18 protein-coding genes, 1 tRNA gene and 1 pseudogene are annotated in these 23682 nt (G+C 63.4%); 15 read left to right on the top strand and 5 right to left on the bottom strand.

What is annotated here, in order from left to right; genetic code table 11:
* Positions 1-57: 57 nt before the first annotated feature.
* The 10 genes from dapA to EBS_RS09475 all read left to right on the top strand — a co-directional run bounded on the left by dapA (position 58) and on the right by EBS_RS09475 (position 12643).
* Positions 58-942: a 4-hydroxy-tetrahydrodipicolinate synthase gene (dapA, locus tag EBS_RS09520; RefSeq protein ID WP_043108444.1), complete on the top strand. Its 885-nt coding sequence runs from the start codon at positions 58-60 to the stop codon at positions 940-942.
* A 37-nt stretch (positions 943-979) separates the two neighbouring features.
* Positions 980-2128: an outer membrane protein assembly factor BamC gene (gene bamC / locus EBS_RS09515; RefSeq protein WP_043108443.1), complete on the top strand. Its 1149-nt coding sequence runs from the start codon at positions 980-982 to the stop codon at positions 2126-2128.
* A gap of 13 nt (positions 2129-2141) precedes the next feature.
* A complete protein-coding gene (locus EBS_RS09510; protein ID WP_070104736.1) occupies positions 2142-2915 on the top strand; it encodes an MBL fold metallo-hydrolase in 774 nt (257 codons plus the stop codon).
* Positions 2916-3032: 117 nt separating this feature from the next.
* Positions 3033-4268 carry a methyl-accepting chemotaxis protein gene (locus EBS_RS09505; RefSeq protein ID WP_043108442.1) on the top strand — a complete coding sequence of 412 codons (1236 nt, stop codon included), beginning with the start codon at positions 3033-3035 and terminating at the stop codon, positions 4266-4268.
* Between the two features lie 56 nt (positions 4269-4324).
* Entirely contained in the window at positions 4325-8191 is a 3867-nt protein-coding gene (purL, locus tag EBS_RS09500; protein ID WP_043108440.1) for a phosphoribosylformylglycinamidine synthase, read from the top strand.
* Positions 8191-8391 carry a SlyX family protein gene (locus EBS_RS09495; RefSeq protein ID WP_043108439.1) on the top strand — a complete coding sequence of 67 codons (201 nt, stop codon included), beginning with the start codon at positions 8191-8193 and terminating at the stop codon, positions 8389-8391. Before purL ends, EBS_RS09495 begins: the two co-directional genes overlap by 1 nt.
* A 189-nt stretch (positions 8392-8580) precedes the next feature.
* Positions 8581-8760, top strand: a complete 180-nt coding sequence (locus EBS_RS09490; RefSeq protein WP_043108438.1) for a hypothetical protein — start codon at positions 8581-8583, stop codon at positions 8758-8760.
* A gap of 74 nt (positions 8761-8834) precedes the next feature.
* The gene (gene msrP, locus EBS_RS09485; RefSeq protein WP_043108435.1) at positions 8835-9797 is read left to right on the top strand and encodes a protein-methionine-sulfoxide reductase catalytic subunit MsrP; all 963 of its coding nucleotides are present in this window, start codon (positions 8835-8837) and stop codon (positions 9795-9797) included.
* The gene (locus tag EBS_RS09480; protein ID WP_043108434.1) at positions 9797-10417 is read left to right on the top strand and encodes a protein-methionine-sulfoxide reductase heme-binding subunit MsrQ; all 621 of its coding nucleotides are present in this window, start codon (positions 9797-9799) and stop codon (positions 10415-10417) included. The genes msrP and EBS_RS09480 overlap by 1 nt, the downstream gene beginning before the upstream one ends.
* A gap of 498 nt (positions 10418-10915) precedes the next feature.
* Positions 10916-12643 carry a TolC family outer membrane protein gene (locus EBS_RS09475; RefSeq protein ID WP_171816233.1) on the top strand — a complete coding sequence of 576 codons (1728 nt, stop codon included), beginning with the start codon at positions 10916-10918 and terminating at the stop codon, positions 12641-12643.
* A 456-nt stretch (positions 12644-13099) separates the two neighbouring features.
* On the opposite strand, the gene EBS_RS09470 is transcribed toward EBS_RS09475, so the two are convergent.
* From EBS_RS09470 to EBS_RS09450, 5 genes and pseudogenes are all read right to left on the bottom strand, one after another.
* A complete protein-coding gene (locus EBS_RS09470; protein WP_043108433.1) occupies positions 13100-13795 on the bottom strand; it encodes a phosphoribosylanthranilate isomerase in 696 nt (231 codons plus the stop codon).
* A complete protein-coding gene (locus tag EBS_RS09465; RefSeq protein ID WP_043109622.1) occupies positions 13792-14508 on the bottom strand; it encodes an indole-3-glycerol-phosphate synthase in 717 nt (238 codons plus the stop codon). The genes EBS_RS09470 and EBS_RS09465 overlap by 4 nt, the downstream gene beginning before the upstream one ends.
* Positions 14509-14513: 5 nt before the next feature.
* A complete protein-coding gene (gene trpD / locus EBS_RS09460; protein ID WP_081999911.1) occupies positions 14514-15860 on the bottom strand; it encodes an anthranilate phosphoribosyltransferase in 1347 nt (448 codons plus the stop codon).
* 288 nt (positions 15861-16148) lie between these two features.
* Positions 16149-17235: pseudogene (locus EBS_RS09455) on the bottom strand (IS5 family transposase).
* Between the two features lie 480 nt (positions 17236-17715).
* Positions 17716-17802: transfer RNA gene (locus tag EBS_RS09450), tRNA-Leu, on the bottom strand.
* Positions 17803-17998: 196 nt separating this feature from the next.
* Between EBS_RS09450 and queA the strand changes: the two genes are divergently transcribed.
* The 5 genes from queA (at position 17999) to secF (ending at position 23636) form a co-directional block, all read left to right on the top strand.
* Positions 17999-19051, top strand: a complete 1053-nt coding sequence (queA, locus tag EBS_RS09445) for a tRNA preQ1(34) S-adenosylmethionine ribosyltransferase-isomerase QueA (RefSeq protein ID WP_043108432.1) — start codon at positions 17999-18001, stop codon at positions 19049-19051.
* A 192-nt stretch (positions 19052-19243) separates the two neighbouring features.
* The gene (tgt, locus tag EBS_RS09440; RefSeq protein WP_043108431.1) at positions 19244-20359 is read left to right on the top strand and encodes a tRNA guanosine(34) transglycosylase Tgt; all 1116 of its coding nucleotides are present in this window, start codon (positions 19244-19246) and stop codon (positions 20357-20359) included.
* Between the two features lie 104 nt (positions 20360-20463).
* The gene (yajC, locus tag EBS_RS09435; RefSeq protein ID WP_043108430.1) at positions 20464-20793 is read left to right on the top strand and encodes a preprotein translocase subunit YajC; all 330 of its coding nucleotides are present in this window, start codon (positions 20464-20466) and stop codon (positions 20791-20793) included.
* 40 nt (positions 20794-20833) lie between these two features.
* Positions 20834-22687 carry a protein translocase subunit SecD gene (gene secD / locus EBS_RS09430; protein ID WP_043108429.1) on the top strand — a complete coding sequence of 618 codons (1854 nt, stop codon included), beginning with the start codon at positions 20834-20836 and terminating at the stop codon, positions 22685-22687.
* Positions 22688-22703: 16 nt separating this feature from the next.
* A complete protein-coding gene (gene secF / locus EBS_RS09425) occupies positions 22704-23636 on the top strand; it encodes a protein translocase subunit SecF (RefSeq protein ID WP_043108428.1) in 933 nt (310 codons plus the stop codon).
* Positions 23637-23682 lie beyond the last annotated feature (46 nt).

Here is a 23682-nt window from a genome sequence, read left to right as displayed (position 1 = left end):
CCCGCGGCCTTTCGTCCCTGCTAGAATCCTGACCTTGCATCGAATTCGGAGTAGCTCATGATCCGCGGCAGCATCGTTGCGCTGGTGACCCCGATGACGCCGGACGGCGCCATCGATGAGCAGGCGCTCGCCCGCCTGGTGGACTGGCACGTCGAACAGGGGACCGACGCCATTGTCTCGGTCGGCACGACCGGCGAGTCGGCCACGCTGGACGAGGAAGAGCATTGTCACGTGATCCGTCGTACCGTCGAGCTGGCGGACGGGCGTATCCCGGTGATCGCCGGCACCGGCGCCAACTCCACCAGCGAAGCCATCGCGCTCACCCGCTGCGCCAAGGCCGCGGGTGCCGATGCCTGCCTGCTGGTCACGCCCTATTACAACAAGCCGACTCAGGAAGGTCTGTATCAGCATCACAAGGCGGTCGCCGAGGCGGTGGATATTCCGCAGATCCTCTACAACGTTCCCGGGCGTACCGCGGTGGACATGTTGGCCGAGACGGTGGCGCGCCTGGCGGAGGTGCCCAACATCACGGGCATCAAGGAGGCCACCGGTGACCTGTCACGCATCACCCGCATCCGCGAGCTGACCGGACCGGGCTTCGCCATCTACAGCGGGGACGACGCCACCGCGCGCGAGGCCATCCTCGCCGGTGCGGACGGCGACATCTCGGTTACCGTCAACGTGGCGCCGGCGGCCATGCACGCCATGTGCGCTGCCGCGCTGGCTGGCGATGCCGCGCGCGCGGCAGAGCTCGACGCCGGGGTCTCGGCCCTGCATCGCACCCTGTTCGTCGAGTCCAACCCCATCCCCGTGAAGTGGGCATTGTGGTGGATGGGCATGATCGACAAGGGCATTCGCCTGCCGCTCACCTGGCTGTCTTCCGAACACGAGGCGGCCCTCGCCGAGGCCTTGCAACGGGCGGGCCTATCCCGGAAATCCTGAGGCGCGAGACGAAGGCTCGCGTGGAGAAAGACTCGACATGAACAATACCCGCCGACTCCTGGTCCTGACCCTGTGTTCCCTGGTCGTTACTGCCTGCAGCAGCATCGATACGGAGGAGCTGGTGCCGGACAAGGCCGTGGAATACAAGCGCGAAAAACAGGCATCGAAGAACCTGGAGGTGCCGCCGGATCTCACCTCGACCCGGATGAACGACCTCATGAGCGTGCCCGACAACACGGCCGGGGTGGCGACAAACTATTCCGAGTATGTTACCGACCGCAGGCTGCGTGGTGTGGAAGGTGGTCGCCGTGCCGGTGACGCGGTGTTGCCCGAGCATCCCAAGGTGCGCGAGATGCGTGATGGCGATGCGCGCTGGCTGGTGGTCGAAGGACCGGCCGACGCGGTGTGGGACAAGCTGCTCGCCTTCTGGGAAGACCAGGGCATTCTGCTCGAGGAGCAGGACCCCGAACTGGGCATCATGCGCACCGCCTGGCTGGAGAACCGGGCCAACATCACGCGTGATTTTGTCACCGACTTCATCCGCAAGACCTTCGACGGTCTCTACGAGACCAGCCTGCGCGACCAGTATCGGGTGCGCCTGGAAAAGGCCGGCGACAACCAGACCGAGATCTACCTGACGCACTACGGCATGCAGGAGAAGCTGGTCACCGATTCGAGGGGCGATGCCGAGAACACCGTCTGGAAACCGCGCCCGCGCGATCCCAACCTCGAGGCGGTGATGCTGCGCCGAATCAAGGTCTTCCTTGGCGCCACCGAGGAGCGCGAGCGGGTGGCGGCCCGGGCGCGCCGTCACAAGCCACAGTCGCAACTGGTTCAGGGACGTGACGGGGTGAAGCTGATCATCGGCGACCAGTTCACCCGTGCCTGGCGCCTGGTCGGACTGGCGCTGGATCGCGTAGGCTTCGCTGTCGAGGACCGCAACCGCTCCGCTGGCATCTACTACGTGCGTTACAACGACCCCGCGGCCGAGCAGGAGAGCAAGGGCTTCTTCTCCAGGCTCAAGTTCTGGGGTGACGACAAGCCGGATCGCAACATCGAGTACCAGGTGCAGCTGCGTGAGCAGGGTGGCAATACCGAGGTGGTCGTGCTCGACGCCAAGGGGCAGCGCGACGCCACGCCCACGGCCAAGCGCATTCTCAACCTGCTGAAGGAACAGATCCGCTGAGTACCGGCCCGGTATGCTGCGCTTCGCCTCGCTAGGCAGTGGCAGTCGGGGCAATGCCATCCTGGTGCAGGGTGGCGACACCCTGGTGCTGGTCGATTGTGGATACCCTCTAAAGGAACTGCGCCGGCGTTGCGCCCTGCTCGGGGTCGATCCCGATGCCATCGACGCCGTGTTCGTGACGCATGAGCATGGCGATCACACCCGGGGAGTGGGGCCGGTGGCGCGCGCCCTGGGCGTGCCGGTGTGGATGAGTCATGGGACCTGGCACGCGCGTGACTATGGCGCGCTTCCCGAACTGCACCTGTTCAACAGCCACGGCGGGTCGATCCGCGTGGGTGAGCTGCGGATCGAGCCGGTGCCGGTCCCGCACGATGCACGCGAGCCGGCTCAGTTCGTCGTCGAGCACCGTGACCTGCGGCTCGGCCTGCTCACCGACCTCGGTAGTCATACACCGTACGTCGCCGCACGTTACCGGCAACTCGATGCCCTGCTGCTGGAATGCAACCACGACCCGGTGATGTTGGCCAACGGTCCCTATCCGCCGGCCTTGCAGGCGCGCGTCGGCGGCGACTACGGCCATCTGAACAACGCCCAGGCGGCGGACTTTCTGTGCCGCATCGACCATGCCGCGTTGCGACACCTGGTCGTGGGTCACCTGAGCGAAAAGAACAACCGCCCCGGGCTGGCCAGCCAGGTCTTGTGCCGGGCAGTTCCCGATATTGCCGCTCGCCTGGCGTTGCTGGCGCAGGATCAGGTCAGTGCCTGGTTCGAGCTGGGAGGCCCCTGAACCGCTTTCTTCGCACGCCTGTTGACGGTGAGCGATGGATTTTTTCGACTTTTCGTTAAAGCTTCAGGCGGACAGGCCGCTTCAAAGAGCGTCCCTTTCCTGGAGTGCAGCGGAAGAATGAAGAACAAGCCGTACCGTGTTATCGCAACCTTCGGAGTGGGGTTGGTGCTGGCAGCACCGGCCTTCTGGTTGGTCGATGGCTGGCAGGCGCTTGCGTTGGCCTCCTGGGTGATGGTGGCGACCTTTTCGGGCTGGCTGTTGCCGCGCCCGGACGTGCCGGCCCCGCTGGCTCGTTTCATCGACGGCCTGCACCGCGGCGAACGTGTGTATCTCGATCGTCGTTGCCACCTCACTGGACAGGTGGCCGAGAGCTTCAACCGCTTTCTGGCTGCGGCCGATCGCCAGTTGACCGAGATCGCCCGGTCGGCAAGCCGCCTGGTACCCATGTCGCGCGAGCTGGCCGATGGCTACATGATGATCCAGCAGAAGTCGCACCTGCAGAACCAATATGGCAGCGAGGTTGCCGCTTCGGTCGAAGCCCTGGAGCAGATGCGGATCCGGGTACACGAACAGAACCAGGAAATCGGCCAGGCGGTCAGCGAGGCGGTGGCGGCAGCTGACGACTCGTTGGAGACGGTGCGGCTGACAGCGGACAGCATGGAAGAACTGGCCAGTGCCACCGACCAGGCGGCGAGCCAGATCGACGTGCTGGCGAACGTCAACACCGAGATCCGCAGCATCGCCCAGACCATTACCGAGATCGCCGAGAACACTAACCTGCTGGCACTGAACGCGGCCATCGAGGCGGCGCGCGCCGGTGAACACGGTCGCGGCTTTGCGGTGGTGGCCGACGAGGTGCGACGGCTGTCTGCACAGAGCCAGGGGGCGGCGGCGCAGATCCGTGAACTGGCCGACTCGGTGGGAGCGGAATCCGAGCGCACCGTGGGGCAGATCCGCCAGACCCGTGACAGTGCCGTACGTACCCGCGAGCAGATGGCCGTGGCCAGCAGCCAGATCGAGGACATCGCCTCGGCCGTGGCACAGATCAAGAAGCTCTCGGACGCCATTACCCAGGCCATGCAGGAACAGCAGGCGGTGGCCGACCAGGCCAGCCAGAATGTTCTGGCCCTGGTCGAACTGAACCAGAGCGTGGTGGCAGAAAACGGTGTGCATGCCGTCTCCGAGGCCGATCTGCGCAAGCTGGGTGCGGCGTTGCGCGAGAAGGTTTCGTACTTCGTGCTCTCCGAGGACGGCTGGGACGAGTCCATGCGTCCGCGCCTCGAGAAACCGGCGGTGCAGTTGGAAACCTCCTCGCCTGCTGAACACGAGAGCGGCGGTATCGACCTGTTCTGAGACAGCCGCCGGCGGTATCATGGCGCCCTTCCACAAGATCGCCCGAGGGCCCTGTGATGCTCACACTGCGTGGCGCGCCTGCGCTGTCCGACTTTCGCCTGCAGAAGCTGACCCGGCGGATCGCCGAGGCGACCGGTATCGAGTTGTCGCTGTATGCCGAGTTCGTGCACTTCGTCGATCTCGAGCGGCCACTGGAGGACGCCGAGCGCCAGGTGCTTGATCGCCTGCTGCGCTATGGTCCGGCACTGCCTGCGCACGAGCCGCGAGGCGAACTGCTGCTGGTAGTGCCGCGCCCGGGCACCATCTCGCCCTGGTCCTCCAAGGCCACTGATATCGCGCACAATTGCGGGCTGGCGGCGTTGCATCGCATCGAGCGCGGTATTGCCTACTACCTGGAGGATGCTGAACTCGATGCCGGGCGACGCACGCAGGTGGCATCGCTGCTGCATGATCGCATGACCGAGGTGGTGCTCGATGATCTGGCGCAGGCCGAAGTGCTCTTCGAGAGCGCCGAGCCGCGGCCCATGACCACCGTGGACGTGCTCGAAGGTGGGCGTGCCGCGCTGGAGCAGGCCAATGCTGCGCTGGGGCTGGCGCTGTCCGACGACGAGATCGACTACCTGGTGGACAGTTTTCGCGCGCTGGGGCGCAATCCCAGCGACGTGGAGTTGATGATGTTCGCGCAGGCCAACTCGGAACATTGCCGGCACAAGATCTTCAACGCCGACTGGGTGATCGATGGCGAGCCACAGGAGCACTCGCTGTTCCGCATGATCCGCCACACCACGCAGTCCTCGCCGGACAACGTGCTCTCGGCCTACAAGGACAACGCAGCGGTGATCACCGGCCACGAGGGCTCGCGTTTCTTTCCCATGCCCGAGAGTGGCGTCTATGCCGACCACGACGAGGACATCCACATCCTCATGAAGGTCGAGACCCACAACCATCCCACGGCGATCTCACCCGATCCGGGGGCGGCCACCGGCGCCGGCGGCGAGATCCGCGACGAGGGTGCCACCGGGCGTGGCGGCAAGCCCAAGGCCGGGCTGTGCGGCTTCTCGGTTTCCAACTTGCGCATCCCCGGCCTCAAGCGCCCCTGGGAGCGTGATTTCGGTCGCCCGGGGCGTATCGTCTCGGCACTGGACATCATGCTCGAGGGGCCGATCGGTGCGGCAGCCTTCAACAACGAGTTCGGCCGCCCCAACCTGTGCGGCTATTTCCGCACCTATGAACAGCAGGTGGGCGAGGAGCTGCGCGGCTACCACAAGCCCATCATGCTCGCCGGCGGCCTGGGCAACATCCGTGCCGAACACATCGAGAAGGGCGCCTTCCCGGCGGGAACGCCCTTGGTGGTGCTCGGCGGCCCGGCGATGCTCATCGGTCTGGGGGGAGGCGCTGCCTCGTCGATGGCACAGGGCACCTCGGCCGAGGACCTGGACTTCGCCTCGGTGCAGCGCGCCAACCCCGAGATGGAGCGCCGTGCCCAGGAGGTCATCGACCGCTGCTGGCAGATGGGCGAGGACAATCCCATCCTGTTCATTCACGACGTGGGCGCCGGCGGCCTGTCCAATGCCCTGCCCGAGCTGGTGAACGATGGCGGTCGCGGCGGGCGCTTCGAACTGCGCGAGGTACCCAGCGACGACCCGGGCATGTCACCGATGGAGATCTGGTGCAACGAGTCGCAGGAGCGCTACGTGCTGGCGGTCGATGCCCAGCGGCTCGAGCAGTTCAAGGCCCTGTGCGAGCGCGAACGCTGTCCCTATGCCATCGTCGGCGAGGCCGCCGAAGAACAGGTGCTGCGCCTGCACGACCGGCACTTCGACAACTGGCCCATCGACATGCCGCTCTCGCTGCTGCTGGGCAAGCCGCCGAAGATGACCCGCGAAGTGCAGCACGAGCCCTATCCGGCCACGCCGCTCGCGCGCGAGGGAGTCGATCTGGCCGAGGCCGCTGCGCGCGTGCTGCGCCTGCCCACGGTGGCGGACAAGACCTTCCTCATCACCATCGGCGACCGTTCCATCACCGGCATGGTGGCGCGCGACCAGATGGTCGGGCCCTGGCAGGTGCCGGTGGCCGATGTGGCGGTCACGCTGAGCGACTACAACGGCTACACCGGTGAGGCCATGAGCATGGGCGAGCGCACCCCGCTGGCGCTGCTCGATGCGCCCGCCTCGGGGCGCATGGCGGTCGGCGAGGCGATCACCAACATCGCCGCGGCGGCCATCGAGCGGCTGGGTGACATCAAGCTGTCGGCCAACTGGATGGCCGCTGCTGGCCATCCCGGCGAGGACGCGCGCCTGTACGACACGGTGCGGGCGGTGGGACTGGAACTCTGTCCGCAGCTGGGTATCGCCATCCCGGTGGGCAAGGATTCGATGTCCATGAAGACCGTCTGGCAGCAGGATGGACAGCCGCGGGAGATGACCGCACCGCTGTCGCTGATCGTCTCCGCCTTCGCCCCGGTGCGCGATGCGCGCGCCACCCTGACCCCGCAGCTGCGCAGCGACCGGGGCGATACCGACCTGATCCTGATCGACCTGGGCGAGGGCCGCGACCGCCTCGGCGCCAGCGCCCTGGCGCAGGTCTTCGAGCAGATCGGCGAGCAGGGGCCCGACCTCGACGACCCGCAACTGCTCGTGCGCTTCTTCGCGGCCATCCAGGAACTGAACGCCGAAGGCCTGCTGCTGGCCTATCACGACCGCTCCGACGGCGGCCTGTTCGTCACCCTCTGTGAGATGGCCTTTGCCGGTCGCGCCGGCCTGGACATCGACCTGGCGGGCCTGTCCACCGACGATCTGGCGGTGCTGTTCAACGAGGAGCTGGGGGCGGTGATCCAGGTCCACCACGAGGGCGCCGACGATGTGTTGCTGCGCCTCGAGCAGGCCGGGCTGGGGCATTGCTCGCAGATCATCGGTACCTTGCGCGAGGATGATCGCATCGTCATCCGTCATGGCGAGCGGCCGGTGTTCGACTCCACGCGCGCCGTTCTCCAACAGTACTGGTCGGAGACCACCCGCGAGATGCAGGCGCTGCGCGACAACCCGGCTTGTGCGCAGGAGGAGTTCGAGCGCATCACCGCCGAGGATCCGGGGCTGCATGCGCAACTCACCTTCGACCCCGAGGACGACATCGCCGCGCCCTGGATCGAGCGTGCCCGGCCGCGGGTGGCCATCCTGCGCGAGCAGGGGGTGAACGGCCAGGTGGAGATGGCCGCGGCCTTCCACAAGGCCGGTTTCGAGGCGGTGGATGTGCACATGTCCGATCTCCTTGCCGGGCGCGCAGGCCTCGAGGATTTCCAAGGGCTGGTCGCCTGCGGCGGCTTCAGCTATGGCGACGTGCTCGGTGCCGGGGAGGGTTGGGCCAAATCCATCCTTTTCAATGCGCGGGCACGTGAACAGTTCGCCGCCTTTTTCGAGCGGGACGACCGCTTCGCCCTGGGTGTGTGCAACGGCTGCCAGATGCTCTCCAACCTCAAGGAGCTGATTCCTGGAACCGAACACTGGCCGCACTTCGTGCGCAATCGTTCCGAGCAGTTCGAGGCGCGTTTCGTGATGGTGGAGGTGGCCGACTCGCCGTCTGTCCTGCTCGAGGGCATGGCCGGCAGCCGCATGCCCATTGCCGTGGCTCACGGCGAGGGTCGTGCGGAGTTCGCCGATCCGGCACAGCTCGAGGCGGTGGCGGGGCAGGTGGCGCTGCGTTACATCGATAACGACGGCCAGGTGGCGGTGCGCTATCCGGCCAACCCCAACGGCTCGCCCGAGGGTATCACCGGCCTGTGCAATGCCGATGGCCGGGTCACCATCATGATGCCGCACCCCGAGCGGGTGATCCGCAGCGTGACCAACAGCTGGCACCCCGACGAGTGGGGTGAGGACGGCCCCTGGATGCGCCTGTTCCGCAATGCCCGGCGCTGGGTGGGCTGATGGACCAGGTGATCGTCGATCTGCAGGAGCGGCTGGCCCACCAGGAGGCGGCCATCGACGAGTTCACCCGCCAGTCGCTGGCGCAGGACGAACGCATCGCGGCACTGATCCGGCGCATCGACCAGCTCGAGACGCAGCTGCGCGAGCTGTCCGAGCAGGTCGGCGAGGCGGTCGAGGACGCTCCGCCACCGCATTATTGATTCATACTTCCCGCTACCCGCAGGAGCGGCGTCCTTCCCGCGAACGGTTCGGCCCGGGGACGGGCCTCCTACCCGTAGGAGCGCTGGACAAAACAGTGGATTTCGTAGGCGTGTATACCCTGAACCCTGGCCCGTATCGTGTGGTCTGACAAAGCGTTCGGTTGTCTGTGTTTCGGCTAGACTAGAAATATGAAAACTTCCTGCCGAATCTGCCTGCTGGCGCGCACCTTCCTGCTTTCGGTCCTGCTCGGCGGGGTCGGGGGCTATGCCACGGCGATGCGCTTCGGTCCTGGCGGCCTGTCCATGCTGGTGACCTTCTTCGGCGCCTTGCTGCCGGTGTTGTGGTACGTGCGCGATCGTCAGCGCTGACCGCCTGCAATATTTCCTGTCGGCAGACGGTCAGAACCGGACGAAATCGAAGTCCATCGTCACAGAGGTACCCCATGCTGATTCGTATCCGGCGCCCCGGCGATCTCAAGGAATCCGACGTCACGCCCGAGCGGTATTTCCGCCAGCGTCGCCAGCTGCTGGCGATGGCTGCGGCGGCCGGTATCGGCGCGGCATTGCCCTCGGCCCGCGCCCTGGTGACGCCGCCATCCGAGGGGCGGCGCCTGCCCGGCCTGAAGGACACGGATTGGGGCAAGGACCTGGAGCCCACCGATTTCGACGACATCACCCATTACAACAACTTTCTCGAGCTGGGCTCGGGCAAGCGCGAACCGGCGCGCAATGCCCACCGTTTGCGTCCCCGACCCTGGTCGATTCGCGTGGAAGGTGAGTGCGCCAGGCCGGGGGTGATCGATATCGAGGATGTACTGAAGATCCCGCAGGAGGAGCGCATCTACCGTTTTCGCTGCGTCGAGGCCTGGAGCATGATCGTGCCCTGGGACGGTTTTCCGCTGGCGCGCCTCCTCGCACGCTTCGAACCCACTTCCAAAGCGAAATACGTGGTCTTCGAGACCCTGGCCGATCCCGAGCAGATGCCCGGCCTGCGGCGCCCGATCGTCGACTGGCCCTATGTCGAAGGCTTGCGCATCGATGAGGCCATGCATCCCCTGACCTTGCTGGTCACGGGGGTGTACGGGGTGGAGCTGCCGGGGCAGAACGGGGCACCGCTGCGCCTGATCGTGCCGTGGAAGTATGGCTTCAAGAACATCAAGTCCATCGTCGCCATCCGCTTCACCGAGCAGCAGCCGCGCAACACCTGGGCGGTGCTCCAGCCCGAGGAATATGGCTTCTATGCCAACGTGAACCCGAACGTCGATCACCCACGTTGGAGCCAGAAATACGAGCGACGCATCGGCGAGGGCCTGTTCGCGCGCAAGCACAAGACCCTGATGTTCAACGGCTATGCCGAGGAGGTCGCGCACCTCTACAAGGGAATGGATTTGCGGCGGTTCTACTGATGCGACCCGGCTGGTTGTTCCGCTGGCTGTTCAAGCCGCTGCTGTTTGTCGCCTGCCTGCTGCCCTTTGCGCTGCTGGTGCGCGGCGCGGTGCTCGACGATCTGGGGCCCAACCCGCTGGAGACGGTCACCCATGTCACCGGCGACTGGGCCTTGCGTTTTCTGCTGATCACCCTGGCCATGACGCCCCTGCGGCGTCTGCTGGGACAGGCCTGGCCTCTGCGCCTGCGCCGCCTGCTGGGGCTCTACGCATTCTTCTATGCCACTGTGCACCTTTTGATCTGGACGGTGCTCGACCAGGAACTGCGCTGGACCTCGATGTGGGAAGACATCGCCAAGCGACCCTATGTCACCGTTGGCTTCACTGCCTGGTTGCTGCTGGTGCCGCTGGCGCTCACCTCCACGCGAGCGGCGATGCGCCGGCTGGGGCGACGATGGGCCAGGCTGCACCGGCTGGTCTATCCGATGGCCGCGCTGGGCGTGTTGCACTTCTGGTGGCTGGTCAAGGCCGATTGGCTGGAGCCGGGTCTCTACGGCCTGGTCCTTGCCTCGTTGATATTGTCGCGTCTGGACCTGCGCAGCCGGTTTGTTCGGCAACTGAGCAGAGAATCGCCCGGATGAGCCTGTCGCAGGCGACATTTTGTGTTGCGCGAGGATGAGGAACGGGTATACTCCGTATCAACTTCGAGACTTGCGTAGAACAAGCCCGGAGGAGGATGGAAACGCCCCGTTGCATGACGTGGCGTTTTTTTTTGCGTGCGCCCGTCTTGCTGCGGGCTCCTGAGGTGGGTAGTCGTGGACCGGTCTCTTCGCTGTCGTCGAGGCCGTGCCTTTGGTTTCCCGGGTCTGGATAATTTGGGAAGGGTATGACTGTCGTTTTGTGACGACCTTCACGCCTTGTGGCGCGGTTTTGTGGCAGTGGCCACACATCTGGGTGCGTGATGGCATTCCCGGCGGCTTGTGTCCGCAAAGGTGGTGTGTCATTTGCATCGGATGCATCGCGGTAATGGATTCGACCGGGAGTCGGTCGGAAAACAAAACGACCTTGGGGGGCGAGGAATGCGTAGGGTTCTAATCGTCCTGTTCTTGTGCGCGGGATTGGCTGGCACGGATGCCGCCATGGGTAGCGAGATGGTGACGCTGAATGACGCGGTGCGCGAGGCGTTGGCAACGCATCCCGATGTTCGCGTACAGAGCAACGAATTGCAGGCGCGCGCGCAGCAGATAGAGCAGGCGAAGGCCGGTTACAAGCCGCGAATCGACATCACGGCCGCCGGGGGGTGGGAGTGGAACGATAACGCGGCCACCCGTAATGCCGGTTACAAGGACGGTCGCAGTCTGATCCGCAAGGAGGCGGGGGCCAGGCTTTCCCAGATGCTGTTCGATGGCTATGCCACCGACAGCGAGGTGGCGCGTCAGCAGGCCCGTTACGAGTCGGTAGCCCGGCGGCCCGAGGGTGTGAGCCAGAATGTGGCGCTGGATGCCATCAAGGCCTATCTCGATGTGCTGCGGCATCGTGAGCTTCTGCGCCTGTCGGAAGACAACCTGCAGGCGCATCGGCGCACCGAGAGCCAGATTCGCCTACGTTACAAGGCCGGTATCGGCAGCTCGGTCGACCTCGACCAGGTGAGTGGCCGGCGCTCCAATGCCGAGGCCAGTCGTCTCTCCGACCTGGTCAACCTGAAAGACGTCGAGACCCGTTATCTGCGTACTGTCGGCATGCCAGCCCCCGCCGAATTGCAGCCGGTTTCGGGTCTGGAGCGCAATCTGCCGATGTCGTTGGCCGAGGCCATGGAGATTGCGCTGGCCGAACACCCCACGCTCCGATCGGCCAAGGCCGACGTGAAGGCCGCGCTGGCCCAGCATGAGGCTGCCCGCCAGAACGACTACCCGAAGCTCGATCTGGAACTGGGTAGCAACTGGGGTGACGACCAGAACGGATTGAAGGGGACCAACAAGGACCTGAGTGCCCTGATCCGGTTGCGCTACAACCTCTACTCCGGGGGGCGTGACAGGGCCCGCAAGGCACAGACGGCACACCTGCTCAACGAAGCCAAGGAAGTGCGCAACCAGACCTACCGGGAAGTCGTCGAGAGCCTGCGCCTGGCCTGGTCAGCCTACCAGGCGACTCGTTCGCAACTGGGTTCGTTGATCGATTATGTCCGGGCGACCACTGCCACCCGCAAGGCCTACGAGAAGCAATTCAATATCGGCAAGCGAACCCTGGTCGATCTGCTCAACATCGAGAACGAGCTGTTCGAGGCCAAGCGGTCCCTGGTCGAGACCCGATATGACAACCTCTATGCCCAGTACCGTATTCTGGCCGGCATGGGACGGTTGCTCGGTGTGCTGGGTGCCGAGATGCCCCAGGGACCGGGTCGGGGCGATGAAGAGCTGAAGTCCTTCGGACAATACGCTGCCTACGATCTCAAGGTGGAGGATTTTGGGCCGGCTATCCCCCGTCAACAGGTCACGGAATCGGCAGCACCGACGACAGTCAAGGCGGACATCACGCCGGGGGGAGAAGTGGTCAACAGGATCCAGGACTGGGCCGCAGCCTGGGCCTCGGGTAACGTGGACAACTATTTCAGTTTCTATTCCAGTGCCTTCAAGCCAGCGAAGGGCAGTCGTTCGGCCTGGCGCACGGCCCGGCGTCGCGTCATTGGCCGTGCTCACAATATCCAGGTGGATATTGACGATATCGAGGTGAGCGTGCAGGGAGACAATGCGACTGCACGGTTCCGCCAGCGTTACCGGGCGCACAACTACCGTGACGTCAGTAACAAGGTGTTGCGCCTGCGTCGCGAGAACGGTCGCTGGATGATCGTATCCGAGAGCAATCGTTGAGGCTCGGCAAGCCCACTCAGAAAACGCCCGGGAATCCCGGGCGTTTTCTTGCGAGGCGGCCTGGATGCGGCCAGAGATTGGTACCGGGGGCGGGACTCATCTATTCACGTCAAATCAATCACTTAATCATATCTTGTGACACGCCTGCGACACTGTCAGAGCTCTATTTCAGCTTCTTGCTGCCTTTGACGAATCGGCATTTGCTCAATCCGATGTGGTGTTCTCGCCCCAGCTTCAGCCTCTTTGTGCTGGGAGCAGCCGCCTACAACCTGGTTCGGATGCGCAATCTGGGGGTGGCGGCATGTTGATGGCCGCGATCCGAGGGGTTGGTGTGCCTGGAAACGGACAAATCGGACGAAATTGGCCAATTTCTTGCCAGAGGGCGGGAATCGCCGTGCTTCATCCGCTGCTCACCGCCAGGAAGGCTGCATCAGTCGGGTTGTTTTCAACGGCCTGTTAATCACCGGCTCGACAACGCGTTGATTTTACCGCCTGGACAAATGCCCTCACCTTGTCAGGGTCCTTTTTATGATCCCTGCCTTCGACGCCCGATATGACGTCCACCCCGTAGGGGTTCACCTCAACAATGGCCCTGCCCACGTTCTCTGCGGTCAGGCCGCCAGCGAGGATCAGGGGAATCGGTGTCTTGTCGCCAAGAAAACGCGCCACCTTCCAGTCGAAGCGCTTGCCTGTTCCCGCCGGCCGGGACCTGGTGAAGGAATCGGCGACGATGGCGTCGGCACCCGCTTCGGCAAGGGCGTGACAGGCCTCGATCGGATCGGCCAGGTCGTAATCGAGCTCACCGCTGTCGGTTGAAAAGCGCAGGGCCTTTATAACCCCGATCCCGAGTGATTTCAGCCCCCGGATCATCTCTGCGGTGACCGCAAACGGCTCCCGACCATGCAGTTGCACCACGTTCGGTTTCACTGTTTCGGCAATGCCGAGAACCTGGTCTGGGTCGTCACCCACCACCGCAACACTGGTGACAAAGGGCGGCATCCGGGCCATGAGTCTGCGGGCGGTTTCACGATTCAGATTCCAAGGAACCTCCACCGGGTACTCCACCACGAAACCGAGTGCATCTGCACCAGCCGAGGCGCACAGGTGAACGTCCTGTTCGTTTGTCAGGCCGCAGATCTTGATTCGAGTCATACCGGCCAGCCGACCCCGATGAGCTGATTCAGGAACTGCGAAATATCCGGTGCCCGCAACACGGCAGTGCCAACCAGCGCGGCGTCCGCCCCCGCCCTGCCGGCACGGACGATATCTTCAGGGCCGGAAATGGAGCTCTCGCTGATCAGCGGCCTGTCTACTCCTTTCAGCGGCGCCAGGGTTTCGGTCCAACTGACATCCATGTCGTCCACTTCAAGCACCGTGATATCCCGGTTGTTGATCCCGAGCAGGTCGTAATCGAGATCCGCCACCCGCTCCATTTCGGAAGCCGTATGCACCTCAACCAGGGACTCTATGCCATGCCTTCTTGACGCTGCGACGAGGAGCTCGATCTGTGCATCATCCAACATGGAGGTGATGATCAGTATGGCTGAAGCTCCAGCCTTCGCTGATTCCTTCACCTGCTCTGGATCGGTGACAAAATCCTTGTGCAGAACCGGCAGCGAAACATGAGATATCACATCCCGCAACAGATCCATACTCCCCCCGAAATGCAGCGGTTCCGTAACCACACTGATGCCGGCGACCGGGCAGGTGCCCATCTCCGAAACCAGGGTCAGGGGGTCCCGACCCCGAAACAGATCGCCTTCTTTCGGCGATCTCGGTTTCAACTCGGAGATGACAGGGAAGTGACCCTGCTTCTGACGTTCCCTGATGGAGGCCGCCAAAGACGGTCTTTTATTGATGGGCATGTTCGTCACACCTGATTGGATACCCGGATAAGCTCTTCGAGCTTGTTCATGGCGGCACCGGAATCCAGCAGCGAGTTGGCCATCTCGATACCCTCCTGAATACTGGGAACCAGGCCACTCACATACAAAGTCGCTGCATTGTTGAGGACCACCGCATCCCTTCGCGGTCCCTTGTCGGCGCCGGAGAAGATATCCCTGATGACCTGCGCATTGAACTCCGGTGATCCGCCTGCAATGTCCTCGATGGAGCAGCGCTTCATGCCAAAATCTTCCGGGCTGATTTCATAGCGTTTGATGGTGCCGTCCTTGGCTTCGGCGATGGCGGTCTTGCCCAGCAGGGAGATCTCGTCGAGGCCGTCGAGGCCATGCGCCACGATGACGTGATTGAAGTCCATCTCCTTCACAACTTCAGCCACCATGTGTACGAGCTCGGGCTTGTATACGCCCATCGTATGGTTGCGAGCGCCTGCCGGATTGATCAGGGGGCCGATGATGGTGAAGAAGATGGTCTTGATCCCCAGTTGGTTCTCGGGCCCGAACACCTTCAACATGATCGGGTGGAAATTGGGCGCATAAAGAAAACTGATGCCGATTTCCTCAATCAGACGCGTCGCCTGTGGGATGGACAGGTCGATCTTTACACCCAGCGCTTCCAGCACGTCTGCGCTCCCAGACGATGAAGCAATCGAACGACTGCCATGCTTGGCGACAGGGATGCCTGCCGAGGCCGCGAGTATCGAGTTCGCCGTGCTGATGTTGAAGGTGGTCAACCCGCCCCCGGTGCCGCAGGTGTCGGTGATTTCTCCTTCCACTTGGGGCTGGAACGGGATGCAGTTGTTACGCATGGCCTGCGCAATATGGGCCACCTCCTTGATACTGGGGCCCTTGGAAAGCAGCGAGACCAGAAAGCCTGCGATCTGAACATCGGAGAGTTGATCTTTTCCAATGGCATCGATCAGGGAATGGATTTCGTTCTTTTCCAGGTCGAACCCCTGCGTCAACTGGGACAAAACGGGCTTGATGATCTTCTTCCCGTCCTCCAATACCGCGGCCGGACCGCTTTGGGCAGGTGCTGCCTCGGAAGTGACAGGCGCGCTTTCTTCCAGCCCGCTGAATTTGTAGGTCTTGAAGGCCATCATGGTCCTGGTGGATGCGATGCCATCGAGTTGCTGGATCTCATCCGACACGATATCGGAGAGGTGCTCATATTCCTTCACCTGCAACTTGGCAGTCAGATCGTAGTCGCCCGCAACTGAAAGAACCTCGACCACTTCATCGATCTCTCCAAGCCTGGCCGCGAGATTCGATGCCTCACCCTTTTCCGCTTTGATCAATACCAGTGCTGTAATCATCGTTTTCAGTCTCCTCTGAGTAATCTGCCCTGCAACAATGAAACCTTCCTCAAACCATGCCAGGCCCGTCTTTCAAAACCGCCACTCGATATCGATGGATCCCAGACGTTCGCGACCTTCCGCAGCGGGATATTTGCTAGCAGGCCGTTGAAAACAACCCGACTGATGCAGCCTTCCTGGTGGTGAGCAGCGGACGAAGCACGGCGATTCCCGCCCTCTGGCAAGAAATTGGCCAATTTCGTCCGATTTGTCCGTTTCCAGGCACACCAACCCCTCGGATCGCGGCCATCAACATGCCGCCACCCCCAGATTGCGCATCCGAACCAGGTTGTAGGCGGCTGCTCCCAGCACAAAGTGGAAGTCCAGCTTTTCACGTCCCACAAACCGGCTCTTGCGCAACCCGCCGATGGTCTTGAGCCAGCCGAAGCATTCTTCGATCCGCTTGGCGGTAGTTTGGCTGGTTCGGTAACCGGCGTGGCGGGTGGTGCGTCCATCGATGGCCGATGAGCGGTTGGTGTCGTTCTGGGCGACGTGAGGGGTAGCGTTGGTACAGCGCATCGCCTCCACGAAGCCCTTCGTGTCGTAGTTCTTGTCCGCGCCGGCCCCGTCGCCCAGTGCGTGCCGGCGAGCGCTTCGACCATGGCGATGGCGGCCTCCCGTTCAGCTGTGCCGGTCGCCTGGGTCACCTGGGCATCAACCACCAGCCCATGGCGGTTCTCCATCAGCAGGTGCCTCATGTAGCTTAGCTTGGCGGTGGTGCCTTTGCTCTTCCTGAACAACAGGGCATCCGGGGCGGTCTTGGATTCATGTGTTTCCCGATGGCGCTTCTCGCCACGGAAGTCCACTGTGGGATTGCGCCCGCCGCCCTGGGTGGGGGGGCGTCTTCGTCCTTCGGACGATAGCTCTTGAGCGAAGCCAGGGCCTCGATCAGCGTGCCGTCCACGCTGAAGTGTTCCTTCGAGAGCAGATCGGCGGCACGGGCCTGTTCCAGCACCTGGGCAAAGAACTTGTGCACTACCTCGCCTTCGAGCAACCGATCCCGGTTCTTGGTGAAGATCGAGTGGTGCCAAACCTCGTCGTCCATGGAGAAACCCACGAACCAGCGGAACAGCAGGTTGTAGTCGATCTGCTCGACCAGCTGCCGTTCGCTGCGGATGGTATAGAGCGCCATCAGCAGCTGCGCCCGCAGCAGCATCGAAGGCGGGATCGAGTCCCGCCCCCTGTCGGCGTACAGGGCATTGAATTCTCCGTCCAGCGCCTTGAGGGCTTCATCGACCATCCGTCGGATGGGGCGCAGCGGATGGTCCTTCGGGACCCGCTGTTCCGGGCTTACCGTGCTGAACAGCGTCTCTTGCTGTATGTCGGGGCCTCGCATCGTCAATCCAACTTACGCATCGGGGTCTGGGGTGATCTTGCGGAAATCCGGGAGTTTTTCAACAGCCTGTTAGCAAGTGCCAGCGGCGAGAAGGTGGGGGGGCTCGGATACCTCGCTGCGATAGCGATGGACCGCGTCGGCGAAAGGTTGGCGCACTGTGTGTGCGATACCGGCGCGGCGCGTCTCGATGTCGCGCTCGATGTTGGCCGCCCAGGCCTCGGCTTCGCGCCGGGTTCGGAAGGTTTTCGAGACGCTGTGACCAGCTCGCCGAACACGGGCTGTCCAGCCCGTTTTCTGGCCTGTTTTCCGCTTCCAGATCGTGGCCATCTCCACCGCTCCGCGTGACAAATTTATGACAATTTGTGACGACAATTTGTGACAGATATGGGCGGATAATAGCGAATGTGCGCGGATAAGCAAAAACAAAAATTCAAAAAAAACAGCCAGTTACGGGTATGGCGTAACTGGCTGGATTGCTTGTGGTACCGGGGGCGGGACTCGAACCCGCAAGCCTGTGAGGGCGGGGGATTTTGAATCCCCTGTGTCTACCAGTTTCACCACCCCGGCATGGGCCGCACGAGTATAACGCCACCCGGTCAGGACGCAACCAGCTCGGATGTCGCGCCAGGGGCCAGGGGGTTAACTCCACGCCGATTGCGTTGCCTTGGGGGGGTGATGAATCCCTGTGGCCGATGGGAATGGGGCAAGGAGCCCGCCCCTGGCGAACTGCCCATCCTGGGGGCTGTGCTAAGATCGCGCGCCCATGCAATTATCCGATTTCGACTACGACCTTCCCGAGGAGCTGATCGCCCAGCGCCCCTGCGCACGGCGCGGCGACAGCCGTCTGTTGCATCTGCCAGCGAACGGTGAGCCTGTCGATCGCCGGTTCGGCGAGCTGCCCGGTCTGTTGCGTCGTGGGGATCTGCTGGTATTCAACGACACCCGGGTGATGCCGGCCCGCCTGTATGGTCGCAAGGTCACGGGAGGACAGGTCGAGATCCTGATCGAGCGGGTGGTGGGTGCCGATCGCGCGCTGGCCCATGTTCGCGCGAGCAAATCGCCGAAGCCGGGTGGGGCGCTGACGATCGGCGAATGGCGTCTGCGAGTGATCGAACGCCAGGAGGGTCTGTTTCTGCTGCAGATCGAGATGGGGGGCGATTTCCATGCGTTGATGGCCGCGCATGGCCACATGCCGTTGCCTCCCTATATTCGCCGGGAAGACGCGCCGGAGGATGAGACGCGCTATCAGACGGTCTATGCACGTCGCCCGGGTGCAGTGGCGGCTCCGACCGCCGGCCTGCACTTTGACGAGGCCATGCTCGAGCGCCTGGAGGCGATGGGCGTGGAGACCGCGCGTGTCACCCTGCACGTCGGGGCGGGCACCTTCCAGCCGGTGCGCGTGGAGAATCTCGATGAGCATGTCATGCACAGCGAGTGGCTGGAGGTGGATGAGGCGGTCTGCGAGCAGGTAAGCCAGACCCGGGCGCGTGGTGGTCGGGTGGTCGCCGTGGGCACGACCAGTGTGCGCAGCCTGGAGTCGGCCGCCGCCGATGGCGAATTGCGACCCTTTCGTGGTGACACCCGCCTGTTCATTCGTCCGGGCTACCGCTTTCGGATCGTGGATGTGTTGCTCACCAACTTTCATCTCCCGAAATCGACCCTGCTGATGCTGGTCTCTGCCTTTGCCGGGCATCAGCGGGTCATGGCCGCCTATCGACATGCCGTTGCCCGGCGTTACCGCTTTTACAGCTATGGTGATGCCATGTTGCTGGAGAGGGCGGCCGATGCCCTGACCGAGAGGGAGAGGTGGAGGTGAGCCCGTCCGGGGATCGGCGGTGTCGCCTGACATGTTCGGCCTGTCTGCCGGAGGCGGACAAAAAAAGGCGCGGCAGGGGGCGCCGCGCCAAATACCACCAAAGGAGGATGGAGGAGATGTGCTAGGTCTCAGCACACGTTTATTCTCTAATATTCTAAAAAAGATGTCAACACTCACTCATAAAAGGGTTCTATGTCTTTCGAGTTCACGCTGATCCAGAGTGACGGCAATGCCCGTCGGGGGCGCCTGCGCCTGGCGCGTGGCGAGATCGAGACACCAGTGTTCATGCCGGTGGGCACCTACGGCACGGTCAAGGCCATGACACCCGAAGAGCTGACCGGCATGGGGGCGCAGATCATCCTGGGAAACACCTTTCATCTCTGGTTGCGTCCGGGTACCGGGGTCATCCGTGCGCACGGTGATCTGCACGATTTCATGCACTGGGAGGGTCCCATTCTCACCGATTCCGGCGGTTTCCAGGTGTATTCTCTGGGGGGGCTGCGCAAGATCACCGAAGAAGGGGTCCATTTCCGTTCCCCGGTGGATGGGGCGCGGGTGTTCATGGGGCCGGAAGAGTCGATGCAGATCCAGCGCGAGCTGGGCTCGGATATCGTCATGATCTTCGACGAATGCACGCCCTATCCGGCAAGCGAGGACGAGGCGCGTACCTCGATGGAGTTGTCGCTGCGCTGGGCCACGCGCAGTCGCAAGGCGCATGGAGACAATCCCAATGCCCTGTTCGGTATCGTGCAGGGTGGCATGTACGAATCGCTGCGTGAACGCTCGCTGGACGGGCTTCGGGAGATCGGCTTCGACGGCTACGCGGTGGGCGGGCTGTCGGTGGGTGAGCCGCCGGAAGACCGTCTGCGCATTCTTGATTTCCTGGCCGAACGTCTGCCGGTCGATCGTCCACGTTACTTGATGGGGGTGGGCACGCCGGCCGATCTGGTGGAAGGCGTGCGTCGCGGTATCGACATGTTCGACTGCGTGATGCCGACGCGCAATGCACGCAATGGCCACCTGTTCGTGCGCGAGGGAGTGGTGCGGATCAAGAACCGGGTTCATGCCGAGGATACCGGACCGCTGGACCCGCATTGCGACTGCTATACCTGCAGCCACTACAGCCGTGCCTACCTGCGCCACTTGTTCCGTTGCAACGAGATCCTGGGGGCGCGACTCAATACCATCCACAACCTGTATTTCTACCTGAACCTGATGCGCGAGATACGCGAGGCCATCGCCGAGGGACGCTTCGAGCGTTTCCGCGAGGACTTCTATGCGCGTCAGGGCCTGCCGGCGCCGCCCTGAAGCCGGGGTGCGGCTGCCTGTGGCATAATGCGCGGCCAGTAATGTCCGCCGTATCTGATCCGGCGGTCGATTTTCCGATTCCGATCCTGGTTTGGAGTGTTTCGATGAGTTTTCTGATATCCGATGCCCTGGCCGCCCCGACGCCTGCCCCGGCCGACCCCGGCGGCCTGCCGCTGCTGTTCCTGATCGGCATGTTCGTGATCATGTATTTCTTCATGATCCGTCCCCAGGTCAAGCGTCAGAAGGAGCACAAGAAGCTGGTCGAGGCGCTCAAGAAGGGTGACGAGGTGCAGACCATGGGCGGCTTGGTTGGACGCATCACCGAGGTCGGCGAGAACTTCGTCAAGGTCGAGATTGCCGACAACACCGTGGTGACCATCCGCCGTACTGCGGTCGAGACCGTACTGCCCAAGGGCAGCCTCAAGGAAATGTGAGCCTGCCGCGTCTGCCCGCGGCCCCAGACAGACCGACACCATGAACCGATATCCCCTCTGGAAGAACCTGCTGGTCATCCTCGTCATCCTGGGCGGCCTGCTCTACGCCCTGCCCAATGTCTTTCCCCAGGATCCGGTGGTCGAAGTTACGGGCACCCGTGGGGCCACGGTCAGCGACAGCCTGGTGGATACGCTGCGCAAGGCGCTGGACGAGGCCAAGGCGCCCTACAAGCGTATCGAGCGCCAGCAGGGGCGTCTGCGGATTCGCTTTGAACGTCCCGAAGATCAGCTGCGTGGTCAGGACGTGATCGCGCGCAAGCTGCCGGGAGGCTTTACCCATGCCCTGACGCTCTCGCCCGACCTGCCCGACTGGTTGCGCGCGCTGGGTGGCAGGCCCATGAGCCTGGGCCTGGACCTGCGGGGTGGCATCCACGTCTTGATCGACGTGGACATGGACGCGGCGCTGAAGAAGCACATGGAGTTGCAGGTGGGCAGCATGCGCACTTTTCTGCGCGAGAACCGCTTCCGCTACGTGACCGCCAAGGCCGTCGGCAATGGTGTGGAAGTGCGTTTCCGCGATCCGGAGGTGCGTGACAAGGCCATGGCCGCGGCCGCCGAGGAATTCCGCGATCTCGACTTCAGCGCGCGTGACGAAGGCGATGCCCACTACTTCCGCGCCCAGATTACCAAGGCGGCGGAGCGCGAGATCCGCAAGCAGGCCCTGTCGCAGAACATCACCACCCTGCGCAACCGGGTGAATGCCCTGGGCGTGGCCGAGCCGATCATCCAGCAACAGGGTGAGCGGCGGATCGTGGTGGAACTGCCCGGCGTGCAGGACCCGGGCAAGGTCAAGGACCTGCTGAGCGCGACCGCCACCCTCGAATACCGACTGGTGGCGGGCGATCCGGCGCAGGCCCTGCAGGCCGAGCGCACCGGCAAGGTCCCGCCGGGCACCCGCCTGTACCACGATCGTCAGGGGCAGCCCATCCTGCTCAAGCGCCAGCTGATCGTCACCGGTGACCAGATGATCAACGCCTCGTCGGGCTTCGACCAGCAGTCCGGCACCCCGGCGGTGTTCGTCACCCTCGACGGCAAGGGTGCGCGGCGCATGCGCAACGTCACCAACGAAAACGTCGGCAAGCCGATGGCGGTCGTGTTCAAGGAAAAGCGTACTGTGGGGCGTGACGAGAACGGCAAGCCCATCAAGAAGTGGGTCGAGGAGGTCATCAACGTGGCCACCATCCGCGAGCCCTTCGGGCGGCGATTCCAGACCACCGGCCTGGACAGCCCGGCCGAGGCCCACGAACTGGCGCTGCTGCTCAAGGCCGGGGCGCTCGCCGCACCCATCGACATCGTCGAGGAACGTACCATCGGGCCCAGCCTGGGCCAGGACAACATCGACCAGGGCTTCCGTTCGGTGATGGTCGGCCTGGCGCTGGTGGTGATCTTCATGGCCGTCTATTACAAGGTGTTCGGTCTGATCGCCGATCTGGCACTGCTCGCCAACCTGGTACTCATCGTCGCGGCTCTGTCCATTCTCCAGGCCACGCTGACCATGCCTGGCATCGCGGGTATCGTGCTCACCGTGGGTATGGCGGTGGATGCCAACGTGCTGATCTTCGAGCGCATCCGCGAGGAGATCCGTAATGGCAGCACGCCGCAAGCCAGCATCCATGCGGGTTACGCCAAGGCCTTCAGCACCATCATGGACGCCAACATCACCACCCTGATCGCGGCAGTGGTGCTGTTCGCCATCGGCAGCGGGCCGGTGCGCGGTTTCGCGGTCACCCTGGCGATCGGCATCGTGACCTCGATGTTCACCGCCATCGTCGGTACCCGCGCACTCATCAACCTGATCTACGGCAACAAGCGCGTCAAGGCGCTCGCTATCTGACCCGAGGACAGCAGGCATGCGTTTCATCAAGAGTGGGTCGACCATCGACTTCATGGGCAAGCGGCGGCTGGCCCTGGTGTTCTCGGGTGCGGCGATGGTGGTGGCGGTGATCGCCATCGTGCTGCGTGGCCTGAATCTCGGCATCGACTTCACCGGTGGCACGCTCATCGAGGTGAGCTATCGCCAGGACGTGGATATCGCCCAGGTGCGCAAGGTGCTGGCCGAGGCCGGTTTCGAGAACGCCTCGGTACAGCGGTTCGGCACCCCGCGGGACATCCTCATCCGCTTGCAACAGCAGGACAGCGGCCAGAACAAGGTCAGCGACCAGGTGTTCGCCAGCCTGTCGAAGGCAGCTGGTGGCCAGGTCGAACTGCGACGGGTGGAGTTCGTCGGACCGCAGGTGGGGGATGAGCTCACCGAGGATGGCGCGTTGGCAGTGCTGGTGGCGCTGATGGCCATCCTGATCTACGTGGCGTTGCGTTTCGAGTGGCGTTTCGCCCTCGGCTCGGTGATTGCCCTGGTCCACGACGTGCTGTTCACCCTGGGCCTGTTCGCCCTGTTGCAGATCGAATTCGACCTCACGGTGCTGGCCGCGGTGCTGGCGGTGATCGGCTACTCGCTCAACGACACCATCGTGGTGTTCGACCGGGTACGCGAGAACTTCCGCAAGCTGCGGAAGGGCACGCCGGAAGAGGTTATCAACATCTCGCTCAACCAGACGCTCAGCCGTACCTTGATGACCTCCTTCACCACCATCCTGGTGCTGCTGGCGCTGTTCTTCCTGGGCGGCGAGATCATCCACGCCTTTGCCTTCGCCCTGCTGGTCGGCATCTTCATTGGTACCTATTCGTCGATCTACGTGGCCAGCACCGCCGCGCTCATGCTCGGTGTGAGCAAGGCTGACCTGATGCCGGTCAAGAAGGAGGGCGTGGTAGACGACATGCCCTGATCCCGCCGGTGCAGGCGCTCAAAGACAAGGGCCGGCAGCGTGCGCT

Source organism: endosymbiont of unidentified scaly snail isolate Monju, from assembly GCF_000801295.1.
Taxonomy (GTDB): Bacteria; Pseudomonadota; Gammaproteobacteria; order Chromatiales; family Chromatiaceae; genus MONJU.
This window is presented reverse-complemented; position numbering and strand designations above follow the sequence as displayed.